22 protein-coding genes are annotated in these 18,242 nt (G+C 33.7%); 5 read left to right on the forward strand and 17 right to left on the reverse strand.

Annotation, left to right across the window (positions count from 1 at the left end; all coding sequences use genetic code 11):
* Window positions 1–326: 326 nt before the first annotated feature.
* From DXD06_RS06445 to DXD06_RS18110, 3 genes are read left to right on the forward strand one after another with little or no spacing between them, the layout of a single operon-like run.
* Entirely contained in the window at window positions 327–701 is a 375-nt protein-coding gene (locus tag DXD06_RS06445) for a tyrosine-type recombinase/integrase (RefSeq protein WP_117831090.1), read from the forward strand.
* A complete protein-coding gene (locus tag DXD06_RS18105; RefSeq protein WP_117831091.1) occupies window positions 694–900 on the forward strand; it encodes a tyrosine-type recombinase/integrase in 207 nt (68 codons plus the stop codon). Before DXD06_RS06445 ends, DXD06_RS18105 begins: the two co-directional genes overlap by 8 nt.
* Window positions 858–1,052, forward strand: a complete 195-nt coding sequence (locus DXD06_RS18110; protein ID WP_117831092.1) for a transposase — start codon at window positions 858–860, stop codon at window positions 1,050–1,052. Before DXD06_RS18105 ends, DXD06_RS18110 begins: the two co-directional genes overlap by 43 nt.
* 330 nt (window positions 1,053–1,382) lie before the next feature.
* Here DXD06_RS18110 and DXD06_RS06460 read toward each other — a convergent pair whose 3' ends face one another.
* From DXD06_RS06460 to DXD06_RS06525, 14 genes are all read right to left on the reverse strand, one after another.
* Entirely contained in the window at window positions 1,383–2,009 is a 627-nt protein-coding gene (locus DXD06_RS06460) for a hypothetical protein (protein WP_117831093.1), read from the reverse strand.
* 15 nt (window positions 2,010–2,024) lie between these two features.
* The gene (locus tag DXD06_RS06465; protein WP_158569499.1) at window positions 2,025–3,110 is read right to left on the reverse strand and encodes a TIGR04066 family peptide maturation system protein; all 1,086 of its coding nucleotides are present in this window, start codon (window positions 3,108–3,110) and stop codon (window positions 2,025–2,027) included.
* Window positions 3,111–3,126: 16 nt separating this feature from the next.
* Window positions 3,127–4,530, reverse strand: coding sequence for a Cys-rich peptide radical SAM maturase CcpM (gene ccpM / locus DXD06_RS06470; RefSeq protein ID WP_117831095.1), 1,404 nt, complete (start codon window positions 4,528–4,530; stop codon window positions 3,127–3,129).
* 78 nt (window positions 4,531–4,608) lie between these two features.
* Window positions 4,609–4,806: a CLI_3235 family bacteriocin precursor gene (locus DXD06_RS06475; RefSeq protein WP_117831096.1), complete on the reverse strand. Its 198-nt coding sequence runs from the start codon at window positions 4,804–4,806 to the stop codon at window positions 4,609–4,611.
* Window positions 4,807–4,858: 52 nt separating this feature from the next.
* Window positions 4,859–5,110: a hypothetical protein gene (locus tag DXD06_RS06480; RefSeq protein ID WP_117831097.1), complete on the reverse strand. Its 252-nt coding sequence runs from the start codon at window positions 5,108–5,110 to the stop codon at window positions 4,859–4,861.
* Between the two features lie 155 nt (window positions 5,111–5,265).
* Window positions 5,266–6,987: an ABC transporter ATP-binding protein gene (locus DXD06_RS06485; protein WP_117831098.1), complete on the reverse strand. Its 1,722-nt coding sequence runs from the start codon at window positions 6,985–6,987 to the stop codon at window positions 5,266–5,268.
* Window positions 6,980–8,425 (reverse strand): S8 family serine peptidase, encoded by a 1,446-nt coding sequence (locus tag DXD06_RS06490; RefSeq protein WP_243000905.1) that lies wholly within the window; start codon window positions 8,423–8,425, stop codon window positions 6,980–6,982. The genes DXD06_RS06485 and DXD06_RS06490 overlap by 8 nt, the downstream gene beginning before the upstream one ends.
* 265 nt (window positions 8,426–8,690) lie before the next feature.
* Window positions 8,691–9,023: a helix-turn-helix domain-containing protein gene (locus tag DXD06_RS06495; RefSeq protein ID WP_117831099.1), complete on the reverse strand. Its 333-nt coding sequence runs from the start codon at window positions 9,021–9,023 to the stop codon at window positions 8,691–8,693.
* An 896-nt stretch (window positions 9,024–9,919) separates the two neighbouring features.
* Complete coding sequence (locus DXD06_RS06500; protein WP_117831100.1) at window positions 9,920–10,369, reverse strand: hypothetical protein; 450 nt, start codon at window positions 10,367–10,369, stop codon at window positions 9,920–9,922.
* A gap of 61 nt (window positions 10,370–10,430) precedes the next feature.
* Window positions 10,431–11,123, reverse strand: a complete 693-nt coding sequence (locus DXD06_RS06505) for a DUF3879 family protein (protein ID WP_117831101.1) — start codon at window positions 11,121–11,123, stop codon at window positions 10,431–10,433.
* 217 nt (window positions 11,124–11,340) lie between these two features.
* Complete coding sequence (locus DXD06_RS06510) at window positions 11,341–11,487, reverse strand: AgrD family cyclic lactone autoinducer peptide (RefSeq protein WP_117831102.1); 147 nt, start codon at window positions 11,485–11,487, stop codon at window positions 11,341–11,343.
* Complete coding sequence (locus tag DXD06_RS06515) at window positions 11,484–12,068, reverse strand: accessory gene regulator B family protein (protein WP_117831103.1); 585 nt, start codon at window positions 12,066–12,068, stop codon at window positions 11,484–11,486. The genes DXD06_RS06510 and DXD06_RS06515 overlap by 4 nt, the downstream gene beginning before the upstream one ends.
* 122 nt (window positions 12,069–12,190) lie before the next feature.
* Complete coding sequence (locus DXD06_RS06520; protein ID WP_117831104.1) at window positions 12,191–13,489, reverse strand: sensor histidine kinase; 1,299 nt, start codon at window positions 13,487–13,489, stop codon at window positions 12,191–12,193.
* Entirely contained in the window at window positions 13,489–14,214 is a 726-nt protein-coding gene (locus DXD06_RS06525; RefSeq protein ID WP_117831105.1) for a LytR/AlgR family response regulator transcription factor, read from the reverse strand. Before DXD06_RS06525 ends, DXD06_RS06520 begins: the two co-directional genes overlap by 1 nt.
* Before the next feature lie 368 nt (window positions 14,215–14,582).
* Here DXD06_RS06525 and DXD06_RS06530 point away from each other — a divergent pair, with 368 nt between their 5' ends.
* A complete protein-coding gene (locus DXD06_RS06530; protein ID WP_117831106.1) occupies window positions 14,583–15,341 on the forward strand; it encodes a DNA-directed RNA polymerase subunit alpha C-terminal domain-containing protein in 759 nt (252 codons plus the stop codon).
* Window positions 15,342–15,387: 46 nt separating this feature from the next.
* Here DXD06_RS06530 and DXD06_RS06535 read toward each other — a convergent pair whose 3' ends face one another.
* The gene (locus tag DXD06_RS06535; protein WP_117831107.1) at window positions 15,388–15,621 is read right to left on the reverse strand and encodes a helix-turn-helix domain-containing protein; all 234 of its coding nucleotides are present in this window, start codon (window positions 15,619–15,621) and stop codon (window positions 15,388–15,390) included.
* Window positions 15,622–15,926: 305 nt separating this feature from the next.
* On the opposite strand from DXD06_RS06535, the gene DXD06_RS06540 reads away from it, so the two are divergent.
* Window positions 15,927–16,691 (forward strand): hypothetical protein, encoded by a 765-nt coding sequence (locus DXD06_RS06540; protein WP_117831108.1) that lies wholly within the window; start codon window positions 15,927–15,929, stop codon window positions 16,689–16,691.
* A 319-nt stretch (window positions 16,692–17,010) separates the two neighbouring features.
* Here DXD06_RS06540 and DXD06_RS06545 read toward each other — a convergent pair whose 3' ends face one another.
* Window positions 17,011–17,616 carry a hypothetical protein gene (locus DXD06_RS06545; protein WP_117831109.1) on the reverse strand — a complete coding sequence of 202 codons (606 nt, stop codon included), beginning with the start codon at window positions 17,614–17,616 and terminating at the stop codon, window positions 17,011–17,013.
* 39 nt (window positions 17,617–17,655) lie between these two features.
* Complete coding sequence (locus tag DXD06_RS06550; RefSeq protein ID WP_117831110.1) at window positions 17,656–18,132, reverse strand: hypothetical protein; 477 nt, start codon at window positions 18,130–18,132, stop codon at window positions 17,656–17,658.
* Between the last annotated feature and the right edge of the window lie 110 nt (window positions 18,133–18,242).

Consider the following 18,242-nt stretch of genomic DNA (forward strand, 5'->3'; position numbering starts at 1 on the left):
TTAAAAGCCGATGGAATTTACTCTTGCACTGGAATTTACTTTTTCAAGTCAGCTATTTTATTTCTGTTTCATATTAAATATCAGAATTTTTTGCTGATAAATACAACTATCGTATCAAGAAAATTACAAACTGTTTGGTGATAAAATACTCGCCATTTCTTGTATATTTTCCACTAATTTATATAAAAATCGAGATCAACTTACTTTACATGATTATTTTTTCTGGCTCGATATTATTTCTTTCTTAATAAATACTCATATTAGTAATTTGTAGTTTCCTGCAATGCTTTGTTAAAATACAGATTAAAAAACAAGGAGCCTATAACATGGAAAATTTCAATATTCAGTTAAAGAGTTATATTCAATTTTGCCAGACTCAAAAATGTCTGGACGCAAAAACCATATGTGCATATAACATTGATATCTCCCAATTTGCCCGTCATATCAATTGCTCGGAGCTTGATGATATTACATCTAAACATATAGAGTCTTATATTGCACACTTACATTCTTCCTATAAACCAAAATCTGCTAAACGTAAAATTGCATCCTTGAAGGCATTCTTTCATTATTGTGAATTTAAGGAAATAATTAACAAGAATCCATTTGATAAAGTTGAAATCCGTTTCAGAGAACCAATTACTCTTCCCAAAACGATTTCATTGCAAACTTTAGAAATCTTTTTTAACTACAATTTATAATCAATATACCTCTGCCAACACACCGTATAAGCGGAAAAAAGCCTTTCGGGATATTGCAGTTGCCGAACTTTTGTTTTCAACCGGAATGCAAATATCAGAACTATGTAACCTCTCTCCTTCCGATATCAACCTCAATGATAATATTGTACTTATACAATATATAGCAGCAGACTTTCTAATGAACCTATTGAATCCTTAAATCGAAAAGTTAAAGACTTGAAAAAACTCGGACGTGGCTATCGAAACTTTGAGCATTTTCGAATCCGATTCCTATATGCGACCAGGGACACCTCTGTTATAAATGGAATAAACGATTACAATCCCGTCACTTATTTTAATATGGAAGATTAAAAAATATTTCGTTTCAAAACAGATCAGGCAGGTCGAAAGACCTGACTGTGTATCTATTCATGGTTTGATTAAGAAGCCCCTACGGAATGCCCCTAAAAAACTTCGGGAAACCCCACTAAACTTTGGAGACCCGACCACTTATTGCAGAAAACGGCATAAAAAGAAACCAGACTCCAGATTCTATCTGTTGTCTGATTCCTTTTTTCATTTAAGCATATTTCTATTTTATGCAAACATCCTTCTGTATTTCACTATTCCTGCATCTTCATATCAAATTCCTCTGATCCTGACACACCCTAATCCAAACAGACTATACAACACATATCTTGCTTAATGTTCTTCTAAAATTTGCTGTTCATAAGCCTTTGCTACCAATGCCTTTCTGTTAAGTTCAGCATTTTGCTCCTTATACTTGAAATACTCTTTTGTACGAAATTCCTGCATATCCTTACGAGCCTGTATGCGTTTCTCAATATATTCCTCTAAAAGATCCTTGTTTGTATCTTCTTTCTTCTTTTTTACATTATTTTCATGTTTTGATGAATTTCCTTTAATGTAACTATCATTCTCTTTCATTCCTTTAGTATACCCGTAACACCCTTCCCACGTACTATCTACATGAGTATACGCTATTTGTGGAATGTTGCCTCCAAAATCAACTGCCTTATTCTTTGCCAAGGCATCTAATATTTTTTGCTCATATTCCGGATCAGTCTGCATCCTTTTATAAGCAGCATCTGTAATATCAATAACCCAATTCATATTTCTCTGTGACGGATGAGTATATAGCGCATCCATCTTTTCATTAAAATACGCCTTGTATTCATCTAATGACATATTCTCTTTGCTTTTTATCTGCGAAACAAATGTACCTTGCTGAACTTCTTCCTGTTTCTTAACTTGACTTGAATACATCATTTGTGAACTCACATAACTTGAACTTTGTTCTATTTTCATATTTTTCCTCCATATTTATAATATATCTATTTCTTTGTAACCATTTAATGTTTGTATCAAATTTTCCACAAGCAAAGCTATTTTGCTTTTATAATAAATACCTTCCCCGAATTTTTGCCATTTTTCTTCAACATCATGCTGCTCTTGTCTTATATATTTTATCGGCATATATGTATTTAACGATAACCCATCCTGAATGTAGTTCGATATGTAAAAGGCATCTATATCTACATCAAATCTATATCTCATCAGCATCTTTATTTCACTGAGGTATTTACTTTCAACATCCGCATTGTAAAGATTAAAAATCATATAATCCGGTTTGACACTGTTAAACACTTCAAATGCAGAAACTCCAAAATGTTCTGGTTGTCGCCTCGTTATTGGAAGTATTCCTCCCGGTACACCTAAAACAAATATATCTGGCTTATCCATTTCCGATAAATATTTAATATAATTGTTATATGCAATGATTTTTTCACTTTCATCTTTTAGGCTTTGAAACATAAATGTTGGAAACGAATGTACTCCTAAGCAATTCACATGGGAACGGGATGTAACAACACTCACTTTATATCCAATTTCTTTTAATTTATTTGCAATTAGCAATTCAAGTTCAAACTTGTTGCAATTTTCTCCAGCCCCCGCAATCATAACAATAGGTATTTCTATATCTTTTAATGCATATCCTACTCCTGACTCCTCAAAACTTTGTTCAGGTAAAGCTCCAATAATATCTTTTTCTTCTATTATTCTTACAGAATTTGTCTTTGCAACTTCTTCTAGTTTATCAAATTCTTCTGCTGATAGTTTCCTTGATACCAAAATACTTTTTATATCTTGAGTTAAATAGATAAGTCGTTTTTCAAACTCCTCTAATGTAATCTTATTGGTTGATTTCACTATCCACAAAAGCTCTATTTCTTTTATATTAGAGCCTATTTGCTGTATATCCCCTTCTTTTATGAAATTCATCTTTCCCCATCCACACGGAGTATCAACTGCAATAATATCAATATATTCCATCCATGAATGAAACTCTAAAAATGCCTCGCATTCATCATCAAAAGGGTAGACAAGAGTTTTTATTTTCTTTTTCATTAGTTCCTCCATGTTACTAATCTTCAAATTTACACCCATATTCACGTAATGTACAATATTCTTTCAATCTTTCTTCAACTACATGCTTATTGGATTTACATTTCTCTAATCGTTTTTTGCGGGATAGTTTATCCCCTTCTTCTATACCTGCTGCACAACAATTACAAAAATTAATTGCCCAACATTCTCTGCATTCTCTTTCTGTCAGCTTACCAATATTTAATAACTCATAAGACTTATCATACCAAAATCCTTCATCTAAGTTACCTATATTGTATGCTTTACTTGTTTCGTTCACTCTTTCACATGGGAAAAAATCCCCTTCTACTGTCACAAATAATCTATTGACACCAGCAAGACAAGGACCACTTGGATGACACTTTATGGTACGGATAGTATTTAATTGCAATCTATCATGAATATCTGTTTTAATTGTTTTTATATATGAACGGACGAGCTTAGAAACATCTTGCTCCTCAATTCTGTCTAATCCCCACAAATAACTTTTGAATACTTCGTAAAAATAATTTAAACGAAACTCATCACTGTACATAATCGGATCAATAGCGTCCTTATCACTTACATTAACCGCTGTAACTAAGTTATTTGGACGATAATCAAATGTAAAATAATTGCTGCTATCCAAGAAATTGCTATCTGTTCCTAATACAGCATTAAACGAAATATTTTTTATATATTCTGGGTGTCTTTCTTCTATCTTGGCAATATTATCAATTACCACTTGATATGTACCGCTTAAACTTCCCGCAAATTTCCTTCCAGAATTTTGTACGTTCTCTGGTCCATCCAAACTTATAGTTAAATTAAAATTATTTGTTGCCAAAAAATCTATTTTATCATCATCAAGCAAAGATGCATTTGTAGTCATATTAAAAATAATTTCTTTTCCCCTGAAAAGGATTTTTGAATACTCTACAATTTCTTTAATTAATTCTATTTCTAACAGAGGCTCACCACCATAAAATCCAATCTGAGCGCTCTTAGTATTCTTACAATGATTATAATAAAAATCTACCGCCTTTTTAGCTGTTTCTAATGACATTCTTTTCTTTGAATGCACTCTGTTCACATAACTCCCCGAATAAACGCAATATTCGCATCTAAAATTACAGTTTTGCGTAACCTGCAAAATCAACAACTCTACATTATTTTCAAGCTGACTTTTCAATGTGTCAGTTAATGGATGCTCAATTTTAATAAGAGGATTATTACTTCTTAAAAATCCCTGCTCTCTCATTTGAACTATTTTATCATCTAATAATGTTTCAATATCTGTATGCTCATTTAATTTTACATATATTTCTTTGTTTATTCTTAAAATACTATTAGTATTAACATCGTAAACATAATAGTGATTATTTGTACTAAAACAATGAATAAAAGCTTTCTCTTTCATCATGAATCCCCATCTTTCCCAAATAGTAAGCACCTGAAGCAGAAAAATAGAAAACGACTGCTTCAGGTGCCATTCAGAGCATTACATATTGCTCCAATTTTCGCCCGACATTGTCTTTGAAACAATCTTTCCAAAGCTGGTTGTGCTATTGGTATTTTGCAAGGACATATCCGTAGCGCAGTTACAACTTGCCAGTGATCTGCATACGCTAATGCAATTGCAAGCAAATGCAACTAAAGTACCATTCTGAGCAGTTTTCTTTTTTCCTAATGCCTTCATATGCTTTTCTCCTTTCCTCAAAAATTATATAAGAAATTTTCTTATATTCCCCTTAACATTTTTTAAGAATTATTTCTTTTATATCCGAAATTTTATCAAGTCTATGTTCAATGATTTCTTTTCTATCAATTTTAATATTAAATTCTCTCTCTATAGCAAAAAATAAATTTAATAAATCTAACGGAGATAAACCAACATTTGAACTCAATAAACTTTCTTTTTCCATCTCAGCAATTGTTAATTCTTTATCAGTTATTTCCTTGATTAATTGTTCAAGTCTACCATTAACCTCTATCTCATTCATATGTACTACTCCAAACTTAATTAATTGATTTTTTTTATTATAAATAGTAGAAATAAAACCTACAATATGTTTTGCAGAAAGTGACCTTATTTTGCAGAAAACGGTACAAAAAAACTTTTCGAGCAAGCTTTGCCGCTATGAAAAGTCTTTTATACTCAATCTGCATTTTCCATCATAATATTTAATTCATCACTTTTACCTATCAGCTCATCATATGCCCCTATATCAACAACCACGCCTTTCTTCAGCACAACAATCTGATCCACTTTGTTCAATATCTCTTTCTTATGTGTTATCACTATCACTGTTTTTTCTTTCAGTTTCGTATTCAGCAGTTTGTTAATCTGCTGTTCTGAATAAGCATCCGTGTTTGATGTGGCTTCATCAAATATAATAATCGGCTTATCATGTATCAATGCCCTTGCAAGGGCTATCTTTTGTTTTTGTCCGCCGGAAAGCATTGCTCCATTCTGCCCTACCACATAATCCAAAGAAACCTCTTTTATAAAATCCTCAAGTCCACTATCCTTACAAGCAGCTTCTATTCTTGCTTCGTCCACCTGCTTATACAAACAGATATTATTTCTTATTGTGTCATTAAAAAGATATATCTGCTGGCTGACTACGGATATAATGTTTCTGTATGCCGACAATGACAGTTCTGAAATTTTCTCTGCTCCGAGCAATATCTTTCCACTTATTGGCTCATACATTCTGGTAAGGAGATTGATAATCGTTGTCTTTCCCGAACCATTACGTCCAATGATAGCAGTCTTACTGCCTTTTGCAAACAAAATGTCCACATCTTTTAAAACATATTTTTCTTTTTCATACGCAAGCTTTTCATACGCAAAAGAAACCTGTTCCAGTTTCAGGTCATCCGGGCATAAATCGGCGGTTTCCCCATTATCTGTTTCTTCCTCCAAATCCATAAACGCATAATACCTTTTTGTTGACGGGATAATCCCTGATAAGAGATAACCTATGTTAAGGATTGCAGAAATCGGTCCTGTAACATATGAACTGTATGTAATGAAAGCAAACACGCTGCCGACTGAAAGTTGTAGGTCAAACACCAAGTTTGCGCCTAGTATATATAACAACGTGGAAAGAAACTGCACCATAAGGCTATCCGTAATCGTATTCCACTGTCCCAGCATATTCATCTGCTTCTGCTTTTCAATAATATCCTTCTGGTTCTGATCAAACTCTTCATGTTTCCTGTCTAAAATATTAAACAGCTTAACTTCCCGTACCCCTCCGACAGTATCCCCAAACCATTTCGCATATTTTTGATTTTTCTTTATAAACTCATCCATAATCCGCTTTTGTTTCTTAGCAAAATATTTCATCACAGCACATTTAAACGGTATAAACAAAAGAACCAGTATCGTCATTCTGAAATCTATGATAAATAACCCGATAATGCCGCCTGTCATGCTAAACGCCTGCGTAATTACAAAGAATACACTGCTGTCGGCAACAGATGTCATCTGGTTAATATCCGTGTTAATATTGTTCAGCGTCTCTGCATAATTGGTATTGTTGAAATAATTTACCCACAGCTTCATAAGATGTGTAAAAGACTGTTCCGAAAGGAAATACTGTATCTTTGCCGAAATGTCAACACGCTTCTTTTCTTTGATTAAATCTACAAGGGAATTTATAGCGTAAATCACCATAGACACCAAAACCAGTTCTATCAACAATTTTTTATTTCCACCAATAAACCCATCGTCCATGATCCGCCTGCTGATCAGCGGCACACAAAGATTTAATCCGGTAGAAACAAGCAGACAGCCCACAATCACAACTATTGTTTTTTTATATTTTCCTAATAACAGAAGTAATCTTTTTACACCCTCTTTGTTATCCATTTTCTTCCTCCGTCAGTTTCATTTTTAAAATGTGATATATTGCCTCAATATCTTTCCTGTCAATCAGTTCTGATATTCTTTTTTCAACCTTTTCTTCTGCTAAAGAAAATTTAGCCAAAATATTTTCTCCCTCATTACAAAGAATAATCTCTACATCACAATCGGGATATACTCTCAATAATTTCTTTCTTTCTTCCAATAGAACACACCATATGACTAAATCGCTTTGTTTATAAAAAACTTGGCTTTCTATAAATTTTTTCCATGCCTCGCGATCTGCCACAGGCTCTGGCATATACTCCAAACCATACAGCACACATTCCGGCTCCATTCCTATTGTATATGCGTTATATCCATCACTGGCAAAAGCCCGCTTTAATTCAGTAAGTATATAGAAACTATCCATTGTAGCTTCAATAGCCAATATTATGACCGGAACTTCAAGACCATTGCCCTGATAATGGTTGTTCAAAATCTGCCGTTGTCTGGTTTTTCTGCTCCAATAGAACCCCTGCACATCTACATTATAAATATCCTCTTGTCCGAGATATATTAGATTTTTGTCTTTTATATCCAGATTATCCAAATCAGCCACAGAAAAAGCTATGACAGTATCTACTTCGTCCTGTATTTCGCTATATTCTTCCAAAACCGTTTCAAAGTAATAATCTGCCCTGCTTGTTTTCTTCTTGCCAACCACATATGCTTTATAAACCCAATCCGGCTCATATACTCCCTCAATCATTTCAATATGACTTTGATCTTTCACATATTCCTTTAATTTTATTATACCAAGATTTTTATCTGTATTTAGCCTATTTGCAATTAAAGCACATACAAATGGTGCAGCATAACTATTACTCAATGATGTTTTGATTTCTTCATCAAATATTTTGATTATATGTTCAGACGGTACAACAGTATCAATCCCCATCTGCATATAATCTTTAGAATAACTTAAAGGGCTACCTGTTGTTGCTACACCGATCACATTCGTAAAACTAGCTGGATATGATACGAAACCCGAATTAGCTGTTGCTGCCACAAGAATCATTCCACTATATACATACTTATTGACCAATTTTTTAAGTTTCTCACATTCATGAAAATTCGTAGTTCCGAAGCTCAAATTAACAACCCTAATGTTGTTTTGATAACACCATTCAAGGGCGGGTTCTATCTTATTGCTCCCACCCCTCCCATTTTTATCCAAAATTCGTACACTATTCAACATACAGTGAGAGTTATATTTTTCAATAATCAATGCACAAAATGTCCCATGCGGAAAATCCGTAATCTGAACTTCATCTTTATCTTCTATACACTTATTGTTGTCATCTATCACTATTTGTGATTGAATTTTTTCTTTGCTTATTAAATCTCTGCTTATTCCATTATCAATAATAGCTATCCTATCTTCTCTCAAATGTCTCATCATAATCCTTACATTACCTAATCTTCCATATATTGAACTTTTAATATCAAATTTTGTATCATAAATGAGCATTAACAATTAGATAATTTCACATAAAATTTGTCATAACATCTTTATCATATCAGAAAAACATATCAATAACATTTTCTTTGCAGAAAACGTCTTTGTATAGCAGAAAAAGGAAAATCTAAAAAGCAGGGTTCCACATTTTAAGAAAAACAAAAAGGTGCATGGAATCCCTATACACCTTTTCGTCCTTCTATGCTTACTATAAGAGCTTGTCTAAAACAAATGACAGTTCTTCAAGCATATGTAATAAATATTCCTGTTGCTTACAGCTTTTACTGTTTAAGGTATTTAAAATACGTTCTGTTATGGGGATTTTGTTTAGATTTTCATACACAAGAAACGATAGGGGAACATCCAATGCATCTGCTATTCTCATAAAGTTTTCTAACGACATCGTTCTGCTCCCATGTTCAATCCGCTTTATAGAATCAATTGAAAGTTCCGCTTTCTCTGCTAGTTCAAATTGTGTTAAATTTTGCTTTTTCCGGTATAATTTCACGTTATCGGCAATAATATATTTTGTATGATTCATTTTCTGATTCTCCATTCTTATAATTTATTTGTGAAATGAAGAATCTATAGGCGGTCCTCTTTTCGACTTTTGTATGTATATGTCCTGATAAATCAGCAATTTTCGACAGAAGCAAAAAAAGAGTACCTCGCACCGACCTGCCATGTCGATTTGTGTACTCGTAAGCTGCCGTATTCAGTATTAAGGAATATATTATACTGGATTGCCCATTGTATATATCTCTTGAATACAAATCTATGCAAAAATATATCATCAAAATCTATGGCATAAAAATATACACCTCACAACAGCTATATGTTATCAGGTGTAATCTAAATAATCCTTTTCATACGTTTTATGTTGTATTTTGCACAATAAATTAGATCATACTAAAAATGAGTTAGAAAAACAGCGATTTTACAGAAAACGGACTTTTTTTACAGAAAACGGCAAAAGTTCTTTCACTCAAATAAAATTAAACAATTCCTGAAGTGTTCATACACATTGAAATCCAAATATACAGTTATATGACCGTGTATATTAACATCTAATGGCTCTATCTGCTCATTCATTCTTAATGCATCTGCACAACTCCATATTTCTTGCCTTCTTCCAAAAGTAAACAAATTCTTGGAGCTGATGCTAATCCTTACTATAAATATATTTGCAAGTGTTTTCCAGACAGGCGATATATTCTACACAGGCATCACAATCTGTACATCGCTCAACGGGTTCATCATATATCAAAGATAAAAAAACATGGTAACTTTTTATACTTTATTCTATCGCACTCTCTTTTAATATATAATTTTACAATATTAAATCCCCTTGAGCAAAACTTCCGTCTAACCCAAGAGGATAATTCTTTAATTGGCATATATTCACATGTTACTATACCTCATTTAATACAAGTAGCCTTAATAACTGTAAGCTACTTTTAATGTTATCGTTACCGTTGAAACCGGATAGATGTTTCCATTATAAGATACACCATTATTTTGAATCCATATTGACCATGTTCCAGACGGATTCTCACCTTCAAATCCAGTTATGGTAATAGTCCCACTTTTTGTCGGTCCTGAGATAGATTTTGTTGTTCCACTCGGGCTTTTAACATAAATCGTATAAGGATCTGTTCCACTAGCCACATTACAATATAACTCCACCTTAGTTATGGAAGGATTGCTTCCCGAAACACTTCCTGATGTAACATTGCTTGTTTTTGAAGTTCCGCCGCTAATTGCATTCAGTTTTACTGTTGTCTTGCTGAAGTTATTGGTAGCAGCAAGCACAGGTGTTACAAACATCAAGCAAGCCATCATACAAGCCATAACAGCCGTAAAAACTCTCTTTGTTACTCTTTTCATTTTGTGACCTCCTTATAATTTGAAATAATTAGTGAAATATATGCCACATAAAACCAATTTACTATATCCTTGTATCCACTGACACCTGTGCCAGTGAACTGCCTGATTTCTTTAAATTAGCTTCCACGGATTCTCTTGTGATACCGTCTAATGTCCCAGATGAGACTGGCTTCCCTATTTCCCAACCTGGATCAGCAGCTTTTGCTGCGGATATAAATGCCTGCCGATATGCACGCTCATACTGCTGCATAGTATATCCCGCTGCTAATCGGTCATTTTTCTGTACCTTGCGATACATATTTGTATATACATCTGATCGTTTTGTCGTATCTCCATTCAGGACGCCATTTTCTTGCAAAAATTCCTTTTTCGTTTGCTCAAACATTTCATCTTTGCTGCTTTCCAGAATGGAAATAATACGTTTTTGACTACTTGCATTTTCATCTGTTAGCAAAAGACCTGCTAATCCCGTTGTTGGATCAATGTAATCTCCATCTTTGTCGTAACTTTTCATCAAATTTTTAATGCTCTGGATATTTGTGTACATTGCCCCATTTGCATTTGACATCATCTGCTTTATTGCAGCCTTATATTGGGCACTGTTCGTATCAATACCCGCCGCTTTTAACTGCGACTGTATAGAGCTGCTGTTTAACTGCGACAGCTGAAAGCTACCTATTGCACTTGTACTTTTTGTGCCTTTTGTTCCAAACATTTGCTGAAACAAAAATCCATAATCTGTGATTTTTGACATAAACTCGCCCTTCCTTAATAGAATAATTTGAAATCCGTAATTATTAAAATTCTCCTAATTTTATAATAGCAAAATACGATTAAAGGTCAATTACCCTTGCAGAAAGTGGACTTTTTTTGCAGAAAACGGCACTAAAAAAGCCTTTCAGGCACACCATACACTTCTGAAAGGCTTTTTCTTATACTTAATTTTCTTTTTCAACGCAATTTATCAAATCTTAATTCTCTTTCCGCTTCGGTCTTTTCGGTTGATGACCGATTCCAATACAATAAGGAGGACCTACCACATCTCTTTTTACTTCATTGCGGACAATTTTCTCCACTACCTTGAGTGCAACATTTTTGATATTTCTGCTTTTTTTCATTTTACACTTACCTCCTGTTTTATAATTTTTGCCAAACACATCAAGAATGCACATAATATGATAGCCACTGACATATAACCAATATACAGAATATCAGCCTTCAGATAAACTAAGACAGCAATTATCATTACTTCCATTATAACAATCAGTCTTGCCGCTTTCTTAGACTCCTGCAATTCACTTTTATTCATATCCACATTGGGGTGGTTTATTGTTCCTATTACATAGATTAAAATTATTGCAAGAAATAGCATTCCATAGATGACAGTTGGAGTTCTACAAAGCATAGGCATAGCCTGTATAATCGCAATATATGTTATGACTGTACCTAAATAGCACTGCCAAAACTTATCCGCATGAAAGCCTCCTGTCCGCTTCCTTAATGAAATAAAGAACGCCCAAAAACAAACAGTATGCAGGAATTTCTCAAAAATCACCCCTAAAAGTAAGATAGTTACAACTGTTACAATATTTTCAACCATAGCTATTAAAGCGTATTCGTAATATTCACAGCTTGATTTACTTATTATCTTCTCTATTTCCATTTGATTGACGATCTTTAATGCCATCTTCTCTATCATAAACATGTCTCCTTCATTATTTAGTATGAATTATATATGTGAAAAATCAAGTCGTTTTACAGAAAACAGACATTTTTTGCAGAAAACGGCACAAAATAGTTTTAGAATTAACTAATTTGCATTTATGCAGGAATAATAATTGAGAAGAAAAACTCTTTATTCTTATCTTCAATGACATATGAGCCACCATATTTTTCAATACTTTTTAACACATTCTTAATCCCTACACCATGTTCATCCAAGCTTGATGTTTTCGTAGATTTTATCTCACCATTCTCATATATAACATCATAATTAAACGTGTTTTTAACCGCAATAATTATCTTATCATCCTCTTTAAAAAACTTGAACTTAATTACCTTTTTATCCTCGCATGCCTCACACGCTTCAATGGCATTGTTCAGAAGATTGGCAAGGATAGTAACTACATCCTCATCTTTCATTTGCAGCTCTGAAAGATCATTTACCTTGAATACAAAAACAATTCCCTTTGCTTCTGCCTCCTGGTACTTTGTATTGAGTATGGCATTTACGATTACATTATTGGTGTTAATGGCATCCGGTTCATTATTCAGCGAGCCATAAATCTTTTTTACATATTCCTCTAATTTGAAATATTGCTTTTTGTCCAGTAAGGATTCTATACATGAAATCTGGTTTTTAAATTCATGTGTCTTTCTTTTTAGGTTATCAAAGTTTTCAGAGATAGATCTGTACATTTCCAACTGGTTTTTCGCCTGAATCTGAAAAACCTTGTTTTCATGCATCTTAACTTCCCTTTCCATAATATCGTTAATCAGATAAAACACAAGAATATTCATTCCCACCATTCCAAATGCAATGACAGCAAGCAAATTAGCCTGCTCTACTGTCTGTACATATTCAAAAACAGATAACATTACAGCAATAGCAGATATGGTAAAAACAGGAAAAAACAGAAACCTTAACCACTCTGTATCTAACATCTTTTCCATTGACTTTTTTGCAAACCGCTTCCTTATAACAAGAATGAGGAAAAACAATACTACTTTTACAAGCAAATATGCCAATACAGAAGCGATTGCGTATTGCTGCTCTGATATCTTCATATCTAAAGACAGCCAACTAATAATCAAGAATGCCAAAAAATCCATTGCAAGCAACAGCGCATCAAATAAAATAGCTAACACAAAGGATTTTTTCAGGCTAATTCTAACATGCCAAAACATAAATATCGAAAACATCAAAATGGCAATAATTTGCCTTATTGCAAAATATTCTGAAAAACCATACGCAAGCAGACACATGCTGCCAAGCAACAATACAAATTGAATTATATTAATCCAACCTTTATACCGTATTTCCCCAAAAGTTTCATAAAAAATCTTGCAACACATTATTTCAATAAATATCAATAATACACTCTGCATTAGCTCAAACATCACACTTCTCCTTGAAACGCTATAAACTTTTTCTTGACTTCAGCATACCTTGCTTTCGGTATGGGCAACTCAACCCTATTTGTCAGTATCACTTTACAGCGGACAACATTCTTGATATGTTTTGCATTTACAAGATAACTCTGGTGTGTCCTAATAAAACCATTCTCTGAAAGCGTATCGTCCAACACATTTAATATTTCATTCATGGTATAAACTGTTTCTGTGTCCTCCATAACATGAAACTCAAGTTTATGCAGCTTGCTCTCAATATACAATAATCTTTCCAGGGATATTTCTTTTCTGCCTTCCTTAAAGTCAAATTCCCTTTTTGTCACGGAATAATTCATTTTATCAATAATAGCATCCATACATTCATTAACTTTGCTCTGAAAGTTGACATTGCCCTTTAGTAAATACCTTACAACATCTAATCGGTATCCTTCCAGCGAATAATCCACATATGCGGTCACAAATACTATAAATACTTCCCGACTTACTTTTCTGATCATCTCAGCCGTCTTGATACCATCAACTTTCTCCATATTGATATCCAAAAACACGATAGTATACCGCACTACCTCAATTCCTAATTCTATCAATGCCTCCCCAGAGCTATATGTATCTATCTCAAAAGTAAGACCTTTTTCCATCATATAGCCGGAGATCAGTTCTTTTAGTTCTTCTGTAAAAAGATTTTCATCATCACATATTGCAATTTTGAACATCTGTGTTGTCTCCTCCTTTCCTGCTATTTGATAGCAGTCTGTCCCTGATCTTTTATACTCCGCCATGTTGTATTTCGACATATCTTACTAAATCTTTTAACCCTTTCTCTGCATTCATAGTAAGGAAAGGCGACATACCAAAATCTACATTTCCCCTTATTATTTTATTTTTCTTTAACGCATTAGTCAACTAAATTACAGAAATCGACCATATTATGCAGAAATTGACACAAACCTAAAATGCAGCACTCAAGATTCTAGAGGCAGAACCCGTTTTAGTCCATTTTTATTTTATTTTTTCATTAAAAGTGTTATACTGGGTTTGTTTCCATTTCAACCTCTAAGAATAAAGGAGCAATGATATAGATATGAAAATTCAAGACTTAAACATTTCTTCCGACTCCAAATCTGCCTTAAAAAGCATAGGCTTGACAATGGTTTCGGAACTCGCAGGACAAAACTATATTACTTTGATAAATAAATTCCCAAAAAATTATAATATTGAGCCTCTGATTAACGAATTGAACGCTTTAGGTTATCTACTGCCGCCAAGTAACGAAATATCAATTTATGATGTCCCTATGTCGAAGCGGTTGCAGAACGCCCTTATACGAAATGGTGTTATGTATCTTTCGCAGCTTTCTTCCTATTCTAAAGAAGATATTCTGCATTTTCGGAACTTAGGAGAAAAAACCATCTTAGAATTGGAACAAATCTGTCAGGAGTACAATATTGAAATACGATCTATGCTATCTATCAGAGAATATTTTGATAAATACCGATTTCCCTCAAAAATTTACCCCATGTTGTTCCAAAACAACATATCATGCATAGATGATTTTAAACATATGACAACCAATGATTTATATCTTATATGCCAAAATGATTACAGTCTTACTATGCAGACCTATTTTATTTTGAAGGAAAACGGGATTGTATTTGACGACTGGCAGGATAAATTCATTTTTGAGGTTCTGCCGAAAAAAAATGCTGCCTTGTTATGGAAAAAGCATAAAATCTATATGCTTTCACAAATACCGGACTGTAATGAATATATATTGAAAGAAAGCCTTTCCTCTTCAAATTCATTTGCGGCGGCAATGAAAGAATTGTTATCAATCGAATAGATATGTAAATCATGATAGTAAAATGACCGGTCACTGATCTGTCTTTTTATTTCAGTAATTCATCATACGTTGTGTTCAATACATTTCTGATAGCTCTAAGCTGTGATGCCTGTATGTGCTGTATACCCCTTTCTATCTTTACCAATGCTTCTCTTGTCAATGGAACATTCTCTAACTGTATCAATGCTACCAATTCCGTCTGCCGCATACCCTTTTCTTTTCTGATGCGCCTGATGTTCTGCCCGATAAATATTTCATCCTGCTTTATTTTCTGCTCCATATCATCACCACACTTCTGAACCCGTTTCGGTTCTTTTTAGAGCATTGTATTCAATAGAGCTATCGAAAAGGGACTGATTTTAGTCCACTTTATGTAATTTTTATTGCAGAAAACGGTCAATAAGTAGTATTAACTTTATCTAAAATATTTCCGCTATGTCAAAGATTATCCTTTCTACCTTGACACATAAAACTGATATGCAATATCCATTTTCTGCTGAAAATTGTCCTTTTCTGCTAAATATATTGCTATTCTGCTTTTATTACGAGTAAAATGGAACGAATAAAGTAAAGGAGTGCAAATTTATGGATTTACATATAGATGAGTTGAAACTTTCCTACCATGCTAAGAATACCCTTCATGAACTGGGCTTTACTATGGTTTCCGATCTGAAAGGTCATGACTATGTTTCTTTGATACAAAAGTTCCCCCTAAAGCGCCATTGTGTCTATTCCATTATTCAGGAACTTAATGGTGCGGGATACCTATTGTCCCCGGACAATGCAGTGTCAATTTACGATGTACCTATGTCCAAAAGACTTTTCCATATTCTTGAGAGAAATTATTTCCTCTACTTATCCCAATTATCTCTATGCTCCAAAGAAGAACTTGCAGGTTTGCGCAATCTTGGAGCGCAAACAATGATTGAGTTGGAAGAAATATGTCAGGCACACCATATAGAGTTGCACTCTGTACACAGCATTAAGGAAAATTTGGCTCAATATCACCTGCCATTTACTTCAAGGCATTACGAAGCACTCTATAAGTACAATATTGCTTCTATTGATGATTTCAACAAAATAACCACGCACGATTTACATATCATATGCCAACAATACTACTACGACACCATGAAGGCATATTATATCTTAAAGGATAATGGAGTTGTCTTTCAGGCATGGGAAGATAAGTATCTGTTTGAACTTTTATCAGGAAAAATTGCTCAGATATTAAGCGGAAAATACCGGATTGATACTATTTCAAAGCTACGATCCTGCTCTGAAAAATATGTTGAGAGTATGTCTTCGGCAATATTGCCTAGTGTAAAAGCGGTACTCACTGATAAATGAAGTTCCTCGCAGCAGAACTGTGTGGAATTAGACCCTGAGAGATTAAAAAATTATAATAATATATCATTAACAGTCAATATTTATCTTAAAGAAAAAATCCCCTTAAAGTAATTTATAATATACTTCAAGAGGATCTGCTATCTATCATTATACTGATTGTCGATCTTTGCCGTTTCAAATTTTGTAAGCATACTTAATAACAAGACACCTTATAGAAAGTGACCTGTTTTTGCAAAAATGACCGTCCAAAAAAACTAGCAAAATAAAAATCCTCCTGAGTCCAACCTTAGTCCTGTCAGGAGGATTTCTTTACATGTTTTTATGCCTGTACATCAAATGCATTTTGCAAACTGTCAGAATTTACTGAACCACTATCAGTCAACGGAATGCCTCTTTTAGCATTTCCCCATGCTTCATTATAAATCATGCACATTTCAGTCTGTCGAGCTGCCTCTGCATTTGTTGTATACATCGTCCAGCCATTATTGGAATAAGTTGCCACCATTTCTCCATTCTTGTCATAAAATTCAATATAATCAGTTTGACCAGACGGCATTCTTTGGTACTTAACTTTTCCCTCAAGGATTGTTGCAAGTAAATCTATCGGTTTTAGTCCACTCTGCTTGTTTCTCGAAACTGCCTTTAGACCAGACGTAATAATACCTTTTCTGTCTGGTGACACCTCAGATGTATACTTTTTCATAAGCTTATTAAAACCTTCTGATTTATTTTGAAACTGTCCATTTTTAAAATCTTCATAAGCCTGCTCTGCTATTTGCTTTTTGTATTCTGCATTGCTAGTGTTACTTTTCTTTTTTGAAAACACATATTTATCATTAAAATCCGGTAAATGTATTCCACCTATGCTATTTGTTCCCGAAAACTTTCTCTGTTGCAATGAAATACTGTTCAAATTTACATTCATTGAAATCACCTCCTCAAATAGCAGCAGAACCACGTAGGATTAAAACTCATCATCCCAATATATTGTTATTGATGGTTGATATGATTTTGTTCCCAAATTTAAAGAACTCATATTTGTAGCGTTAAATGAAATTGTATATGTGCCATTTGCTGCTGACGCAAGAAATTTACTCGTTGTCAATGTTTTGTTTGCCTGTCCAGTCCATCCAATTTGTTCCGTTCTTCCATTTGAACTTGAAATTGTTAAAGAGTTACATACAACTGCTCCTGAATAAGACATTGTTCCTGTGTTTACGGTTAATTTTGTAATAATAGCATCTTCCGGCAATCCAGATACTCTAATAGAAACTGTATTAGAATCTCCTCTTTGTCCCGGATTAAGAACTATTGTCATTTTTGACGACGCCTTATATGTACGGTTTCCTGTTGCAGCAAACACTGTCATTGAAGTTGTTAGCATAAGTGTCATCACTATTACCATTGCCAAAAATCTTCTTACTACTTTTTTTGTTCTCATAAGAGCCTCCTTAATATTCATTTTTTTCAAGCAAAAATGCTTATTTTTACAATAGCAAATTTATATTGTATTAACAATATCCCTTGCAGAATGTGTCCCGTTTTTGCAGA

The organism is Roseburia sp. TF10-5 (assembly GCF_003462365.1).
Taxonomy (GTDB): Bacteria; Bacillota; Clostridia; order Lachnospirales; family Lachnospiraceae; genus Roseburia; species Roseburia faecis.

Coding starts and splice junctions, on each gene's coding strand:
- DXD06_RS06465 (WP_158569499.1), bottom strand. CDS start 3,110: ATGAAAAAGAAAATAAAAACTCTTGTCTACCCTTTTGATGATGAATGC.
- DXD06_RS06515 (WP_117831103.1), bottom strand. CDS start 12,068: ATGATAGAGAAGATGGCATTAAAGATCGTCAATCAAATGGAAATAGAG.
- DXD06_RS06535 (WP_117831107.1), bottom strand. CDS start 15,621: ATGGAGCAGAAAATAAAGCAGGATGAAATATTTATCGGGCAGAACATC.
- DXD06_RS06500 (WP_117831100.1), bottom strand. CDS start 10,369: ATGAAAAGAGTAACAAAGAGAGTTTTTACGGCTGTTATGGCTTGTATG.
- DXD06_RS06495 (WP_117831099.1), bottom strand. CDS start 9,023: ATGAATCATACAAAATATATTATTGCCGATAACGTGAAATTATACCGG.
- DXD06_RS06475 (WP_117831096.1), bottom strand. CDS start 4,806: ATGAAGGCATTAGGAAAAAAGAAAACTGCTCAGAATGGTACTTTAGTT.
- DXD06_RS06545 (WP_117831109.1), bottom strand. CDS start 17,616: ATGAATGTAAATTTGAACAGTATTTCATTGCAACAGAGAAAGTTTTCG.
- DXD06_RS06480 (WP_117831097.1), bottom strand. CDS start 5,110: ATGAATGAGATAGAGGTTAATGGTAGACTTGAACAATTAATCAAGGAA.
- DXD06_RS06550 (WP_117831110.1), bottom strand. CDS start 18,132: ATGAGAACAAAAAAAGTAGTAAGAAGATTTTTGGCAATGGTAATAGTG.
- DXD06_RS06510 (WP_117831102.1), bottom strand. CDS start 11,487: ATGAAAAAAAGCAGAAATATCAAAAATGTTGCACTCAAGGTAGTGGAG.
- ccpM (WP_117831095.1), bottom strand. CDS start 4,530: ATGATGAAAGAGAAAGCTTTTATTCATTGTTTTAGTACAAATAATCAC.
- DXD06_RS06525 (WP_117831105.1), bottom strand. CDS start 14,214: ATGTTCAAAATTGCAATATGTGATGATGAAAATCTTTTTACAGAAGAA.
- DXD06_RS06530 (WP_117831106.1), top strand. CDS start 14,583: ATGAAAATTCAAGACTTAAACATTTCTTCCGACTCCAAATCTGCCTTA.
- DXD06_RS06445 (WP_117831090.1), top strand. CDS start 327: ATGGAAAATTTCAATATTCAGTTAAAGAGTTATATTCAATTTTGCCAG.
- DXD06_RS06460 (WP_117831093.1), bottom strand. CDS start 2,009: ATGAAAATAGAACAAAGTTCAAGTTATGTGAGTTCACAAATGATGTAT.
- DXD06_RS06485 (WP_117831098.1), bottom strand. CDS start 6,987: ATGGATAACAAAGAGGGTGTAAAAAGATTACTTCTGTTATTAGGAAAA.
- DXD06_RS06505 (WP_117831101.1), bottom strand. CDS start 11,123: ATGTCAAAAATCACAGATTATGGATTTTTGTTTCAGCAAATGTTTGGA.
- DXD06_RS06520 (WP_117831104.1), bottom strand. CDS start 13,489: ATGTTTGAGCTAATGCAGAGTGTATTATTGATATTTATTGAAATAATG.
- DXD06_RS06540 (WP_117831108.1), top strand. CDS start 15,927: ATGGATTTACATATAGATGAGTTGAAACTTTCCTACCATGCTAAGAAT.
- DXD06_RS06490 (WP_243000905.1), bottom strand. CDS start 8,425: ATGATGAGACATTTGAGAGAAGATAGGATAGCTATTATTGATAATGGA.